Annotated in this window: 16 protein-coding genes and 1 pseudogene; 8 read left to right on the top strand and 9 right to left on the bottom strand. The window is 54.9% G+C overall.

The window, feature by feature from the left end; all coding sequences use genetic code 11:
* On the bottom strand, positions 1-1,740 hold the full coding sequence (locus F568_RS0117865) for an OpgD/OpgG family glucan biosynthesis protein (protein WP_019020133.1): 1,740 nt from the start codon (positions 1,738-1,740) through the stop codon (positions 1-3).
* A 1,079-nt stretch (positions 1,741-2,819) separates the two neighbouring features.
* Here F568_RS0117865 and F568_RS0117860 point away from each other — a divergent pair.
* The 4 genes from F568_RS0117860 (at position 2,820) to F568_RS23995 (ending at position 5,054) form a co-directional block, all read left to right on the top strand.
* On the top strand, positions 2,820-3,242 hold the full coding sequence (locus F568_RS0117860; RefSeq protein WP_019020132.1) for a CBS domain-containing protein: 423 nt from the start codon (positions 2,820-2,822) through the stop codon (positions 3,240-3,242).
* A gap of 180 nt (positions 3,243-3,422) precedes the next feature.
* Entirely contained in the window at positions 3,423-3,920 is a 498-nt protein-coding gene (locus F568_RS0117855; RefSeq protein ID WP_019020131.1) for a hypothetical protein, read from the top strand.
* Positions 3,892-4,296: a hypothetical protein gene (locus F568_RS0117850; RefSeq protein ID WP_019020130.1), complete on the top strand. Its 405-nt coding sequence runs from the start codon at positions 3,892-3,894 to the stop codon at positions 4,294-4,296. The genes F568_RS0117855 and F568_RS0117850 overlap by 29 nt, the downstream gene beginning before the upstream one ends.
* Positions 4,297-4,679: 383 nt before the next feature.
* A complete protein-coding gene (locus tag F568_RS23995) occupies positions 4,680-5,054 on the top strand; it encodes an alpha/beta fold hydrolase (RefSeq protein WP_019020129.1) in 375 nt (124 codons plus the stop codon).
* 226 nt (positions 5,055-5,280) lie between these two features.
* On the opposite strand, the gene F568_RS26385 is transcribed toward F568_RS23995, so the two are convergent.
* The 6 genes from F568_RS26385 to F568_RS0117820 all read right to left on the bottom strand — a co-directional run bounded on the left by F568_RS26385 (position 5,281) and on the right by F568_RS0117820 (position 9,826).
* Entirely contained in the window at positions 5,281-5,586 is a 306-nt protein-coding gene (locus F568_RS26385) for a transposase (RefSeq protein ID WP_371827864.1), read from the bottom strand.
* Positions 5,546-5,695 carry a hypothetical protein gene (locus F568_RS26130; protein ID WP_268247058.1) on the bottom strand — a complete coding sequence of 50 codons (150 nt, stop codon included), beginning with the start codon at positions 5,693-5,695 and terminating at the stop codon, positions 5,546-5,548. Before F568_RS26130 ends, F568_RS26385 begins: the two co-directional genes overlap by 41 nt.
* A gap of 68 nt (positions 5,696-5,763) precedes the next feature.
* A complete protein-coding gene (locus F568_RS26125; protein WP_019020128.1) occupies positions 5,764-6,138 on the bottom strand; it encodes an IS5 family transposase in 375 nt (124 codons plus the stop codon).
* A gap of 50 nt (positions 6,139-6,188) precedes the next feature.
* The gene (locus F568_RS0117830; protein WP_019020127.1) at positions 6,189-8,180 is read right to left on the bottom strand and encodes a DUF262 domain-containing protein; all 1,992 of its coding nucleotides are present in this window, start codon (positions 8,178-8,180) and stop codon (positions 6,189-6,191) included.
* Positions 8,170-9,639 carry a DUF262 domain-containing protein gene (locus F568_RS0117825; protein ID WP_019020126.1) on the bottom strand — a complete coding sequence of 490 codons (1,470 nt, stop codon included), beginning with the start codon at positions 9,637-9,639 and terminating at the stop codon, positions 8,170-8,172. Before F568_RS0117825 ends, F568_RS0117830 begins: the two co-directional genes overlap by 11 nt.
* A complete protein-coding gene (locus F568_RS0117820) occupies positions 9,632-9,826 on the bottom strand; it encodes a hypothetical protein (RefSeq protein WP_019020125.1) in 195 nt (64 codons plus the stop codon). Before F568_RS0117820 ends, F568_RS0117825 begins: the two co-directional genes overlap by 8 nt.
* A gap of 123 nt (positions 9,827-9,949) precedes the next feature.
* Here F568_RS0117820 and F568_RS25805 point away from each other — a divergent pair.
* From F568_RS25805 to F568_RS23160, 4 genes and pseudogenes are all read left to right on the top strand, one after another.
* Positions 9,950-10,267: pseudogene (locus F568_RS25805) on the top strand (IS256 family transposase); the annotation flags it as partial.
* A 75-nt stretch (positions 10,268-10,342) separates the two neighbouring features.
* The gene (locus F568_RS25015) at positions 10,343-11,077 is read left to right on the top strand and encodes a DUF2201 family putative metallopeptidase (RefSeq protein ID WP_156817484.1); all 735 of its coding nucleotides are present in this window, start codon (positions 10,343-10,345) and stop codon (positions 11,075-11,077) included.
* A gap of 48 nt (positions 11,078-11,125) precedes the next feature.
* Positions 11,126-12,154 (top strand): helix-turn-helix transcriptional regulator, encoded by a 1,029-nt coding sequence (locus F568_RS23165; RefSeq protein WP_019020123.1) that lies wholly within the window; start codon positions 11,126-11,128, stop codon positions 12,152-12,154.
* 96 nt (positions 12,155-12,250) lie between these two features.
* Complete coding sequence (locus F568_RS23160; protein WP_019020122.1) at positions 12,251-12,760, top strand: YkvA family protein; 510 nt, start codon at positions 12,251-12,253, stop codon at positions 12,758-12,760.
* Positions 12,761-13,078: 318 nt separating this feature from the next.
* On the opposite strand, the gene F568_RS0117795 is transcribed toward F568_RS23160, so the two are convergent.
* A complete protein-coding gene (locus F568_RS0117795; protein WP_156817483.1) occupies positions 13,079-13,528 on the bottom strand; it encodes a hypothetical protein in 450 nt (149 codons plus the stop codon).
* A 92-nt stretch (positions 13,529-13,620) separates the two neighbouring features.
* On the bottom strand, positions 13,621-14,751 hold the full coding sequence (locus tag F568_RS0117790) for an ADP-ribosylglycohydrolase family protein (protein ID WP_019020120.1): 1,131 nt from the start codon (positions 14,749-14,751) through the stop codon (positions 13,621-13,623).
* Positions 14,752-14,760: the final 9 nt, after the last annotated feature.

The raw sequence follows: 14,760 nt of genomic DNA, 5'->3' as shown, positions 1-14,760 counted from the left end.
TCATAAGTCATTGGGATCCCATATGTAGCTCCAGGTTTCGGTAAGCGGCTTGCCACGCAACATCAGTTTCAATTGCATGTCAGCCGGCTCATCGTCCTGCGGCGACAGCTTGAACATGGCTCGCCAAGTCTTGTCATCCGGTAATTTCCTGACATGAAGCTCGCTGGTTTCGCCAGTGGAAGTCGTCAGCTGAGCCTCGACCGGCTGAGCAGAGGACAACGTCGACAGCTCGCCTCCCTTAAAATCGACCACGAAACGACGCAGGCTGCGCGGTGGCCCATTCGATTCACCTGGCTGCGCACCCCACCCCTGCCGCGTGCGCACAACACGTGCATATTCCCTGTGGGGAATCGGTTCGTCATAGGTCGTCAGCCGATACTGGTAGCGTCGCTCATCGCCCGCCCGGAAGTCCTGATCGGGGACCCAGTAGGCAACGATATTGTCGTAGGTTTCCGAATCGGCTGGAATCTCGACGAGTTCCACTCCGCCTTCGCCCCAGTCGCCGTCCCGCGTCTCGATCCACAGGCTCGGCCGCTCTTCGTAACTCAGGGCGGTATCCAGGTAGTGGTCGAAATCCCGGTCACGCTGCATCAGGCCGAAGCCCAACGGGTTGTTATCGCGTAACTGCGTGACATTGAGTGACGGCGGGTTGGACAAGGGGCGCCAGATCCACTGGTTCCCCGAGGTGTGCATGAGCATGCCATCCGAGTCGTGGACCTCGGGCCGAAAATCGTCGTAGTGCTGTACGCTGTTCTCGCCGTAAAGGAACATACTCGTCAACGGCGCGACCCCCAGCTTGGCCACATCGCTGCGGGCGAAGAGACGTGAGTCCACATCGATGACGGTATTGTTGGCAGCCTCGATATCGAAGCGATAGGCACCGGCAACCGACGGACTATCGAGCAGAGCGAAAACCGTGATGCGCGACGAGTTGGGCTCCGGCGGAATCAGCCAGAACTCGCGAAAGGCTGGAAACTCCTCGCCCCCCTGGGTTGCGGTATTCACTGCCAAGCCGCGAGCAGAAATGCCATAGGTCTGGTCGCGTCCGATCATGCGGAAATACGACGCCCCCAGAAAGACCAGAAACTCGTCCTTGTACTGAGGCGTGTTCAAGGGGAAATGCAGGCGGAAGCCGGCGAGCCCCAGATCCTCCGGATCCATCCCCTTCACGACATCGCGGATATGCCCGGTCTGCCCTTCATATTCGAACATGTTGCTGTCGAACGCGATCTCTTCGATGCTGCCGTCCCGCAAGACATGAATATCAACGGGGGTGTCATAGAGAAAGCCGGGGTGAAAGAACTGCACCTCGAACAACCGCTCATTCCGCCACAGGGCGGCATCGCGCCGAAAGCGGATATTGCGAAAGTCGTGATACTCCATGTTGGCAATCTCTTCGGGGAGCGCCGACTTCGGAGCCGTATAAGCCGCCCCAGCCAGATCACGTGCTTGCGTGATCACGTGCTCGAAGAGAGCGTCGGGAGTCCAATCCTGCCTGGGGGCGGAGTCGTTGCTGGCCTGGGCAGCATCCTGCTCACTGCTGACCGCAGGCTGCGAGGACTGCTCAGCTGCAGGCTGGGAGGATGTTTCCTGGGGGGCCGTGGCGTTCTGCGAAGCCTCTGCCGGTTGAGTTTCGGCCGATTGCGAGCCATTCTGAGGGGGAGTATCGCTCTCCTGAGCTTGAGCAACGGTCAGCATACAGGCCAACCCTGACACAACGATGCATTGCCACACCTTCATGCGCCTTCCTCATATCCATATTCATTATGTGACCCTACGTCCCTGAGCAACTATCGATTGATGTCACTTTATTCTTCGGCGCGCTTTGCAGTTGTACTCGCCTGACAGTAACGGCCCTACCGCCATTACCCTTGACGTTGTTATCCTTCGGCCTTGGTTGCCAACCTCTAACCATACCCATATCGCAGTCGAACGTCGATGGTGTCGTTCTATCAGGCTATGACGGTGACCGAGATCGATAGGTACCGAAAAGGTACGCCAAGCATGTCGCCTTACGTTCGAGACGGGCCAAAAGTGAGCATTTTCTATTAAAAAGCGGTAGGCCCCGGACGGCTGCCGCCAAGCAGCAGCCCATCATGACGTACATGGGTGTGGCACAACCGTCCCGGCTGGTTAGCTGCAACATCAATCATAGTGCCCATAACGGGGTCTATCAAAAACAAACACCGCCTTACAAATCGCTCGCTTCTATTCGCGCCCTACGCTGCCAGCGGGCCTCACCGGCGGGCTGGCGAAGATTTGGCTCGCGTTACAGCCGCATAACCATGCCGATTTGAAAGCGCCAGCAGTATGCAGCAATAACGAAAAAATCGCTGATTGATATTAGCTATTTAACAATAATTAGCCGCATGGCTTAAGAATAGAGTATGAGTCGAGAGACAAAACATAAAATCTTTAAATCCTTAATTAACCACTAACCCATATTCCCCTGATTCGGTGCATACCTCTGTTAATTTCACTTCATTCCATGCAAGAACTAAAAAATGAGGATTGCTCAGTTTTCAGAGACAGTACGGCTGTCAAGGCAGCCCTCCTTCGATCGCTTCCAAGTGGCCGTGATCACACGCGGCTCGGCAAAACCGCTTTCGAATGGATTACGTGAAGTCGCACCGCTGATACCGATCAAGTTCCCTCCTCAGCCCCGAGCCGGCCCCGACGGCTCACTGTTTGAAACCTAGTGAAAAGAATCTCTTTGAAGTCGCCATTGATAAACCACGGAGAGCTCTCTATTCCTGACGTGTGGCCAGCACGGTTCGCGCGCTGGTCACTCTCATGGAATTGAGAAAGGGAGTATCGCCATGCAAGTCAGAGATGTGATGACTACGCGGCCAGACTATCTATCCATCGATGCCACCATTCGCGAAGTAGCCGAGCGCATGAGCCATGACTCCAGCGGCTTCGAGCCCCTGGTTCAGGGTGACAAGATTTCTTGTACGATCACCGACCGTGACATCGCCGTGCGTGCCGTAGCCGAAGGCAAGAGCCCCGATGACAAGGCCAGCAGCATCGCTACTCAGGACGTTCTTTACGCTTACGAAGACGAAGACGTGGTAGACGTGCTGAAGAACATGCAGGAACAACGCGTTCAGCGCCTGATTGTTCTCAACAACGCCAACGACAAGGATCTTTCCGGCGTAGTGACCGTTGGCGACATTGCCGATCGTTATGACGACGACGCCATGGCCCGGGAAATCGTCAACTGCAGCAAGCACTATCATTGATCGCAAGCAAGTGAACGCCGCCGTGGTTGGCGGCGTTCTGCTGCTGATAGATCACGCCTTGTTCCGTCTACCCTAGAGTGCCTGCAATACGCGGGATGATAATCAAACCAGATAGCTCGCTCTAAACAACCGCCACTATTGAATATCGGGTCGCCTACGCTGCAATAACAGGATACGCCCATGAATGAATCGTTCCAGCGGCGCGTAGTCGCAGGAGAAGCCCTTCTCCCCTCGCTAACCGACATCACCCCGGACAAGGCCAACGCTCAGGTTTGTGATATCTACGAGTCGATACAGGCGACATTTCGTGTGCCGTTCAACAACTACTTCTTTCGTGCACTCGCCAACTGGCCTGATTATTTCGATAGCGCATGGTCTGCGTTGGCGCCCGGGGTGGGCACTTACGCTTTCGAACAGTACGCCAACGAACTCAGGGCAGCAGCGGTGCTGGATCCCTCGCCGGCTGCCGAGGCCGACTGGTCAGCGCTCGGGTCACTGGAAGATATTCAGCCTTTTACCGACAGCATTCACTACGTCCTGCCCAAGCTCGTACTGATCACGACCTGCCTTGACCTTGGGCTTGCTCCTGATCCGCAGCATAGCGCCCCCCCTGCCACGCGGCGTGGCCCCCGGCACGCGAAAGCTTCCCATGGTGAGCGAACAGGAGGCGTCCGATAACATCAGAGCGATATTTGAGGATATAAAAGCCACCCACTCCCACCCAGGGTTCGCCAGTTATTATCGAGGCATTGCCAACTGGCCGGCATTTCTCTCCTCGGTGTGGCAGCAAGTAAAAATACACGTCGAATCGGATGAGTATCGGGCGCGCAAGTCAGAGATTCTGACGTTCGCGCAGTGGATCGTGGAGCAACGCCTCGATACCCAACCACTGGAAACACTGACGGGCCAACCTCGGCCCGATGAGGTTGGTAGCATCGCCGCCGTGTTCCGTTACCGGTTCACGACAGACCTGCTACTGGATGTCGGTCTGATTCAGAGCATGCTGGGTGGAATACAGGCCGCCACGCGGTCCCGTTTTAGCCTTCAGCGCTGAGTTACGCCGACCGCTATCAATGGTTTGAGCCATCGAAGATCGACTGGCTATTGCCATCTTCGAACGCTGAATCACTCCGGAAGAGTACCTTGCCCGGCCGAGCTACAAATGCTGTTTGCCAGCCGGCATTCGCCGCACCAGATCACGGCCCGTTATGGGCACATTGCGCTGTCAGTTCGATCGACCACACTGAATAGCAATTGCCTGAAAGCAGTACGGCACACGATATCGGTGGCGGTATCGCGCAAATTCTCACCATGAATCACCCGGAGCGGGTCAATCGCCTCGTTCTCGCCGACTCGGCTTGCTTTGGTTCCTGGCCAATCCCTGATTCAAACCGCTTCAAGAGCCTGAGGCGGAGCAGAAGATGAGCACCGGCGAGCTTGAGCAAATGCTGCGGGATTCCCGTCGAGCCTTGGCAGGGCGAAGAAGGCAAGCGGGCCTTTTTTCGAAACCTTCGTAGACTCAACCGGGAATACGCCCTCGCCATTGCTGATGAACTGAAGCAGCTGCCCCATGAAACGTTAGTGCTTTGGGGACGTTTCGATCCCTTTCGGAAGCCCGCATACACAGAACAACTCAAGTCAACACTGCCCAACTTCAGCATTGCATGGGTAGACGCGGCGCACTGGATTACAGAAGAGCGCCCGGATGAGGTTGCCGAAATCGTGGGTCGTTTTCTTGAAACGCAACGATGCCAATCGGCACGGGATGGCTTAGTTGGCCCAACCAGTCAAGACAAGCTAGCTGCGTTCTGAGTAAAGCATTCAGAGGGTAGAAGGAATGCATAGCGTAAGCAAAATTCAATGGTGGGCCCAGCAGGACTCGAACTTGCGACCAAGGGATTATGAGTGCAATTTTGCTAATGTAAGGATCGCGCCTGCCGTGCGGCCTAGTAACAAAAACAGCTAGTTAGCTTTAACCACCTTTTACACCCGCTACATTGGTTACGTCCAATCAGCAACCAATCCACAACCAGGTACACTACGTTCTGTCTAAAAGTCGGCCCGCATACAACTCGATACAGGCCAGCGTCACCATGGCTCTGAAGCTAATGGCCAGCTTGACATATCGCGTATCCAGGCGCCGCTTTTCCTTCATCCGGCCAAACAGACGCTCTATCACATTGCGTCGCCGATAACGCGGACGTTCGAACAGGCGTGGTAGTCCTGGCTTGGGGCGGCGGTGCATCTGTCGGCGCCGGATCGTCGGTCGTATTCCGTACCGGTCGCAGTATCGACGCAATCGTTCACACTGTCGTAACCTCGGTCGGCCAGCAGATGTCGGCAACGCTTGCGCGGACGTCCCGTATGACCTGTAAGCGGATCTGCTCCATGACAGGGACGAGATAGCGTGAATCGGCATGCTGACCAGGCGATAGCAGGAAGCTCAGGGGCACGCCATGGGTATCGCAAACCAAGTGGATCTTGGTGGTCAGGCCGCCTCGGCTTCGCCCAAGGGCATGTTCTAATGGTTCCTGCGAGCCCCCTTTTTACCGTCACCAGCGGCAGAGCGAGTCGCTCGAATCGAGGTGGAATCGGCCATCCAGGTATCGAGGTTCATATAGCCATCTTCCCGAAGCATCAGGTGAAGGCGTGACAGGATACGTTCGAGCGTACCGTCATCTCGCCACTGACGAAAGCGCTGGTAGACCGTTTTCCACGGGCCGAAGCGCTCGGGCAGATCCCGCCATTTGGCGCCGGAACAGAGGATCCAGAAGATACCGTTGAGCATCTGTCGGTCATCGCGCTTTGGGCGTCCACGCCCATCGGGCCTGTCAGGAGAAACGATATCTTCAATCAATGCCCAACCCTGAACGGAAATTTCGTAACGTCCTGCCATGACGGCACCTCCAAGCCTGATGGAGGAAAGGCTAGCAAGACGTTATTTTTTCAGACGAAGCGTAGTTTCAAACTCGCAGCATACTCGTCAATGGCCGAAATCATCGCGTCCTCGTGCGCTTTAGCGAGGGCATCATTCCAAGTTTCGTGCCCATAAATTACACTCATCTTAAGCGAATCGACTGTCGATTTATTTTTATTAATAAACTTCTGCCGTTTTTCGTTGAATGGAAGGTTACTGTATTCGGAATTTAGGCTTCGAGAAACAAGGGCAAGATTACCGAAGCGATCTAACATATTCTCTACACGGTTGTCGTCTTGCTTCACCGGATTTTGTGGAGAAATATGTTCCACAGAGTTTTTTGCGGTGAAACGAAAGTCACGCCACTTGGAATTTTCGGACCGACGCAGATACCAAAGAACAAATTCCAGTTTGTAGAACCAATAATGCCAAAAGCTGACTCCATGTTCTTTCCTCAGCTCTCGCTTGTGTTTCAATTCGTAACGCGCCCAAGGTTTCTCCACAAACGACCTTGTCCGCTCAATCAGACTTCCTTCTATTGTCGACCCAAGAAGGTAAGTGTCTAAGTGCCGAAGGTATTCATAATAGTTATGGGGTTCCTGCGGCGTTTTATGGATAAAGTTGAGTAAAGGCGTTATCCAGTAGTGGGTCGTGATTTCCTGCGAGTGGTAGAGCATACTCTGAAGTAAGCCAAATCCCTGTTGCTTCTCACTTTCCCGTCCACGGCTCAGATTCGGCACACCATCGCTGGTGCTCAGGCTCAGTGGGCTTATCATGTGGATTTCTTCCTCACCACGATCGATCCACTTGATGAAATGCTTGTCGAAAAGATAGCGCAGCTCCCACAGAAGCTTGATGAAGGAACGGCAGCGTTCGGACTGTTCGGAGTCAGTCGCGTCATAGAAGAAGTGTGTTTCAAACAGCTGCAGAAGTTCCCGATCCAGTATACGCGGAAGATCCGGACGGCGCTCACGGAACAGCCAGATACGGAGCGTATGTTGAAGAAACATCGGGAAGCCAATTATGCTTCGCATCCAAGTCGTTCCCTCCAGGCGCTCTTCATCATTCACATTTTTTAACTCCCCGCCCACTCCCGGAGAGATCAGGATCTCGTCCAGCCCGAGGGCATCTGCCGAGCGCTGACCTTGGACGGTAATATTTAGCTGATCGAGCACTGCGCCCGCCTTGGCTAAGGGCTCGGCATCACGCGCCATCATGCCCGGGTCACAGAGTTGCGCGACGTCCTTGGCGCGCAGCGGAGAGTTGGCTGCCAAGCCTCGTTCCAAAAACTCCCCCATGTCGGCGCAACTGTCCCATAGAACAGCATAAGCCCGACGCTCCTCCTCCGAGAGGGCATCCAGCATCCGCGCCTTAAGAATCTCGTGATGCTGGAGTTGTACCCCACGGTTATTGATTACTTCGAACAGCTTGTTCAAATCCGTCTCAGAGGGAACGACGGTAAGAACCAGCTTAACCTTTTCGAAAACAAACCTGCTTAGGCCCTCCAGATGTTCTTCCAGGCTCACACCGTCGGGAAGGCTTCGGCGTTTGAATAGCGCCTCCATCGTCGCAACGGCCTCACGCATCTTTTGGGTTTCCCTCGCGGTTTCCTCCTCGCCGTCGTGCTCGGTGAAAACCAGCGATTTCAAGTAACGATTGACTGTCGGGCGGATGGCAAAGCCCAGACGAGGAAGTATCTGTCGATCCTCTGTGACCGTAAGGAAGGATTCAAGCGACCTACGCCAGACATGGCAAAGCATCCACAGCGTAGTAAAGCGTTGCTGGCCATCGATCAGTTCAAACTTTCGCCCGCGATCGCATGGCTGATCAACTACCAGCGTCCCCCCCAGGAAAAACAACTCTTCGCCCCGCTCATAGGCGTTGACGAGGTCATCAAGCAGGGTTTTCACCTCGTCGGTTCCCCACACGTAGAGCCGCTGATAGATCGGTATGTTGAAAGTCCAGGCTTCTTCCTTCCCAACGATCTCCGCTAGGCTGATAAGTTGTGAATCATACGCCATGGCCGTCCCCTTTCTGAGCCTTGCCCACCAGATTTTCAACCCAGTCGGCTTTTCCCTTCAGGCTCGCGGATGGCATCTTGAAATAATCCAATACCGCTTGCTTGTAGCGTCCCTGAACGCCTTTTCCGGATTCGATCTGTTCATCAGCGTAGCGTTTCTCATGACGGTGGTACCGCTTCAGATGCCCGATCACCTGATCCGGTAGATAGGCTCCGGCGATCACATCAAGCAAATTCAGCGCATCATCTCGAAAAAAATTCTTCGCCGCTTCGTGACGCACCTGCTGTTTCTCCAAACGAATCGCCCCGAGAGCATGCTCGTACCAGAGGGAGAATTCCCACAACCGCTCCTCGCCAAATTGATCCGCATACATCAGCGCCCCGAGGACGAAGATTTCGCGCAGGTAAATAGAGTTAGCCCCCATGAGCTCGGTGTAAATTCTTTGAAAACGACGTCGCTCTTCTGAATTCGTCCCTTGTTCCAGCAACCATTGAAGCAAGGCGCCATACTTCTCCGCATAGAGAAAAAAGCCGATTCCTCTGTGTACCGGCTGGCGAATGGCAAAGGGCAGGTTGGCCGCCTGTTCGCTCAGAGTGATCGGGTGAGTCTGGATTTGCCATTGCCCGCCTTCATCCAGCCGAAGATGGGTACCTAGACGGTTCTGACGGGAACGGTAAAGCGGAATTTCATCTCCCGGGCCCGCCTGCGGCCAGGTGCCTTTCTGGAAAGTCTCCATCAGTGCGTCATGCCCACCAGGCTGCAGTTGCTTGCCTGTCCAACACCTCGCCCGCCACAGAAACAAGTTGAATAGGCGCGGAGCGGAGTCCATTATCTCCGTATCTGGGCCAAGTGCTGTGCGGCTTTGCTGAACTTGCTCCCAGCCGCTGGCGCACAGTGTTTGTAGTCGTTCCCGAGCATCACCCTCCACCGCACGTAGGTGGTAGGCCTTGAGCAGATCGGTCGCATGCAAAGGCACACCTCGGTTGTTCTGCGTGTCAAAGAATGTAAAGGCCAGATCGACCCTATCGACTTCGATAATGGTGAAGCGAATCCTGTTAAAGATCTCTTTGCCGGGTTTTCGGAGGTTCTGGAAGGTTTCTGCCGCCGAGCGGATGCGTCGCGCCGACCGTTGCGAGTAGGACATCGCAAACTGCTCCGGCAGAGAACCGGTAAGCTGACTGTACAGGATGCTCAGAGCGGTAAGCCGTTGCTGCCCGTCAATAATAAAGCGCTTGCCCTTCGCCGGACTATGGTGAACCAACACGGTACCCATGTAATAGGGCGGCGCCGCATACCCCAGCTCCTCATGAGCCACCAGGTCCTCCGCAAGCTGCGTTGCCTTCTCAAGGTTCCACACGAAGCCGCGTTGGTAGGTGTCCACCGCCACCGGCAAAGTAGATTCACCGAAGAACTCGACGAAACTCCGCACGCTTACCTTGACCGGACCAGCCTCAAGCATCGGTATTTCCCGGTTGCATGAGCCGGGCCCTTCCCACCAGAGGCTCTTGCTCAATCCAGCGATTCCCCTCGCGCCGGCTCCAGTCGCCGGGATAGTGAAAGCCCAGGGCACCTTCCTTCACAGAGTTAGTGAAAAGGTCGACCACTCGGTACTGGATTTGGCGCTCGGGAAGGGTTGTCTGACTCATAGGCTTTTCCGTTTTTGCATCGATTGTGCGAGCTATGCTGCTTTCTGGTGTACGGAAGGAGGTAGGAAGGGTGGCGTATCCTATTGTTTGATCACGATCTTAATCAACAAGAGCGGATACGTCATGGCCGATTCTACCCTTCGAGCCCGGTCACAGCCAGAATCTGAGACCTCTGACCCGTTGCACGAATCATTGCGCCAAGGGGCACGAGACCTGATCGCCAAGGACTAGTTGGCCACCTTTCTGACCCAGTATGTCGACACGACCCTGAAGGACGGTCGGCAGGCGGTGGTGGTACGCAACGGCTACCTGCCGGAGCGCACCGTGCAGACCGGCGTCGGTAACGTAACCGTCAAGGTGCGGGACCGGAGCGGCGGCCAGGCCTGCTTCAAAAGCACTTTGTTTCCGCCCTACCTGAAACGGGCCCGTAACGTCGAGGAGCAGGAAGCCGCCTGCCTTGTGCTGGATCAGGGATACTTCATCACCGAAGCCAGCCGTGCCAGACATGCTTGCGACATGCTTTGTCGCTTCCTCAGTCGATACTGTTCTCAGTCAAAGGCAGTGGGGAGTAGCGCCGTGAGTGATGTAGCGACACTGGCACAAGCTTTAGAGCTGAAAACCCAGCACAAAGCTTACAATTCGCTTGAGCAATGGCTTGAGGATCGCGATCAGTGGAAGATAACTCAGCCGGCCACCGCCCTTCTCGGCGAAGGGGTTCCCGTAGTGCCTGTGACGCACCGTACTCTGAAGACGGCGGTTACCGATGGAACCCATCTTTACGTGAACCCACAGTGGAGCAAGATGCTGGATGATGCTTCTCGTCGCTTTGTCCATGCCCACCTGATCTGGCACTGTGCAGCAAACCATTGCAGGCTTCCTAGCGCACGGGACGAAAGACGCTGGCACCTAGCATGCGACCACCAGGTCAATACTCAATTGCTCCAATTGGGCTTCGAGTTGCCAATGCAGGCAGTCCTATTTCCCGCCTGTATCGGCAAAACAATTTCTAAAGTCTACGACTGGCTCGCCGATAACCCTTTGATGAAAGAAGAATCGAGCCTGGACGAACTACCTTGGCCCAGTGGTGAGCGCCAGGATCGCTGTGGCCCCAAGCTGAACGGCTCTCCCGAAGCTGGTCCGTTGCGACAATACTGGAGCGAGCGGAGCTTTCGAGTGGTACGAGCCTATGCAGGTGCTTCGAGCCTGCCGGCACCGGTCGCATCTTGGCTACTTGCACAGTGGCCAGATTAAGTCTGGCCGATGGTTCCGAATCTGGATGCACTTGACAGGGGAACTTACATGCCCGCGAACCGAGATACCCTGTTCCGCTATCTCACCTTGCTACAGCTCATCCCTCGGCATCCGGGACGGATCAGCACCCAGACCCTGCTTGAAAAGCTGCGAGAGCGTGGTTTTCAGATCGACGCACGCTCTTTGCAACGCGATCTTCGTGATCGTTTGTCACTACATTTTCCGCTGATTTGTGACGACGCAACAAAGCCGTATCGCTGGTATTTTGACCCGTCATTTCACTGTGACTTGCCAGCCATGAATACGTCCAGTGCGCTGACCTTGGTTCTTGCGGAAGAGTATCTAACTGGTTTACTCCCACCAGTCGTCATAGGACAGCTTTCACCACTGTTTCGCAACGCAAGGCTCCTATTGAACAGCCTAGCGGATAACGGGATGGGACAATGGGCTCGACGTGTTCGTGCCATCCCAAATGGCAAGGCCCTGCTCCCCGCTCCGTTGGATGAAGCTATCTGGCAGACTATTTGCCAAGGCCTACTTGAGAAATCAACCTTGGAAGCCACCTATCTATCCCGCAGCACTGATGACGAGAAAACATTTATTCTACATCCTCAGGGGTTGGTGAGCCGGCACAGTATCAGCTATCTACTTGCCACTGTGAACGACTATGATGATATACGCCAGTTCGCACTTCACCGATTCCGATCGGTCACCCTCAGCGATACCACATGGCGCGACGCTCATGACTTCGATTTGGACGCTTACATAAATGGAGGTGGCTTCGGTTACCGACAAAGCCCAAATAACGTATTGCTAAAGGCTAGGGTATCGCCACAGGTCGCATGGTTGCTTAAAGAGACCCCCCTTTCTGAAAACCAATCACTGGTTCCTAACTCCGCCGACGATTGGCTAGAACTGGAGGCTAATGTTCCGGATGATCAGCAGACTCTTTGGTGGCTCAAAGGACTAGGTACTAATGTCCAAGTATTGTCCCCATGCCACTGGAAAGAAGAAATTTTAGCAGATGCTCGCTCTACCTTGTCGAAGGCCTTGGCTTTGGAATCTGAAGAGGCATAAACACCTCTGACATAGCAGCTAACTATTCTGAGAAAAATTGCAGCCAAGCTGCTCAACAGTTTAAAAAAACACATTTAAATCAGACGAGGTAAAGTAATGAAAGAAACCAGCCCAAGCGTGGACGCAATCAACGAAGCAGTGGCAATTAACAGTAACGCTCTAACCGATGACAAAGCAGGCTCACCGGAAGACAGGTCTGCGCAAACTGATGGAATGGAACATCATGAAGAACTAGCCGAGCAGAGCAGGGCCGACGAGACACTTGAGGAAAAGACCAGTGAGCATCGCTCGAAATACTCTGACGATGGATTTTGGAAAAAGACTACAAAATATGCCAAGAAGGCTGGAGAAAAGACATTGTCGCCGGCTTTAAGGCTATACTACAGCGCTCAAGATAGTGATACTCCTACTTGGGCAAAAACTACTATTTATGGCGCACTGGGGTATTTTATCTCCCCAGTGGATGCACTTCCTGATATAACTCCTGCGCTTGGGTATACCGATGACATTGGCATTCTTGCCGGGGCTATAGCTGTAGTCGCAGCACATATAAAGGATGAGCATAGCAATAAAGCCAAGGAAACCTTGAAGCGGTGGTTTAACTAATCGCCAGGCGATACAGGCAGCGGATTCTCTGCCTGTATCGCCCCTGCTTTATAAGCCACATGAAGAAACTACAAGCTGATACTCAGCACTTTCGACAAATCTTCACCACAGCTAAACCTCACCACCTTTCCTTGGACGCTGTATTGGGCCAACCCACCTCGGCTTGCACAATAGTCCAAGGCGATATCATAAGGGTGCCTAGCCCCTGCGGGGGCTTGGATAATACTCTGCGCCAGAGAATGATGAGCACAGAGCCCCAACGCGAGGGCCGATACAACACTGACGACAGCGCGCCGCCCCCCGCGCAAACTTTTCACCTCAGGACTCACATCTGACGAGGGGTTCACTGTCGAAACTCTCGGTATGATACTGCAGCTTGCCCTGAGCAATCTTCTCGAACTGGTAATCGACATCCTCACTTCCGTCAGGAAAATGGCAGCTGAACGTTGCATGCAGTGTGGTTTCGCCAGATGTGAGAATCGTTTTCAGGTCACAAGGCTGCTCATATCCCATAATGGAAGCCTCTCGGATGATTAGCCCCATATTCGGCATTCCGAACTCCAGCGCCTTGGAACAAAACTCCTGTTTTTCCCAAAATCCTTGGAACTGCTCGGGTATGCCTGAAGCCCATGTAATAGGAACCATACCCAATATTGCCATGATCGCTGCTATCCCCATTACTACCTTTTTGACCATAAAGGCACTCCTTTCGAGTGCTGGGATAATGAGGGAATGATTTCCGCCATCCAACGGCTCCTTGTCTTCCATGGTAGCCACAGGGAGTCGTGGCTCCCCTCTGGCTCGCTCACGTGTCTCGGTCGCTTCGAAAAATCGTCATCCGCTCGGGGGGATGCTGACGATCAAAATCCCGGATACTTCTGCCAGATGCGCTCGTACTCCGCGACATTGCTGACGGCATCGTCGATATCCCAGGCGGGAAAGGTCAGCAGATCCTCGGCCACCTCGGCAATGACATCACGCAGCTCCAGCGGCTCCAGCCATCGCGCCGGTATGCTGCGCTCCCCCAGCCAGGCTCCCAACAGATTGCCGGCAATCGCCCCTGTCGAATCCGAGTCGCCGTCATGATTGACCGCCAGGGTGATCCCTTGCTGGAAATCCTCGGCCACCAGGGTGCAGTAGAGTGCAATCGCCAGCGCCTCTTCGGCGATCCAGCCCTGGCCAAGCTGGGCAATCGCTTCTGCGTGTGGTGTCCCGGTGCCCGCCAAGGTCTCGGCCTGCACGATGGCGCGCAGCGTCTCCTCATGACGAGGTTCCTGTCGCAGGCAGGCTTTTGCGTTTTCCAGAGCCTCGGTCAGGGTCGCTCCATCGGTCAGGCTCAGGATGAGAATGGCCAGGGTTCCAGCCGTCAGTTGTCCCGTAGGATGGCCATGGGTCAGTGCCGCCAGTTCGGCGCCCAATCGAAACACATCTTCCGGGGCTTGGTCCTGTCGGAAATGCCACCCAAACAGGCCGACCGGCGCAACGCGCATGACCCCACCGCAGCCCTTGCTGTTGTTGCGTGCCCACGCCCCCAAGGACGGCATTTCCCGCAGTGCTGAAAGGCAGGTATTACCCGGTGCACGCCGGTCATGCAGTGCCCGCTGCTGGATCAACCAGCCGGGTTCCCACCCGAGAGGATTAGGACCGATCATGATGTCATGCTGCGGCTCTTCGCCCTGTGTCTGTAGCCAGCGCAGGTAGGCGTGGGCAGTCACGCCCGGATACGTCGTGATGCCCTTGATGGCACCACGCACCCAGCCGCGTGAAAGCCCCTCGGCGGTGAACAGCGTCATTTGGGTATCGTCGGTAATGCGACCTAACCCGCCGTAAATCGGCGCATAGTCGGTGATCCCCTCCGGGCCGAAACGCTCGAGTATCTCCCCCCGCGACAGGAATTCGACCGAGGCACCCAGGGCATCGCCGACGGCCCCTCCCAGTAGGCAGCCTCGAAAGCGCCCCCTTGTCTCGTCAATGTTACGTTCGTGAGTCATGGTTCCCTA

Origin of the sequence: Modicisalibacter luteus DSM 23508 (assembly GCF_000378505.1) — a bacterium.
Taxonomy (GTDB): domain Bacteria; phylum Pseudomonadota; class Gammaproteobacteria; order Pseudomonadales; family Halomonadaceae; genus Modicisalibacter; species Modicisalibacter luteus.
This window is presented reverse-complemented; position numbering and strand designations above follow the sequence as displayed.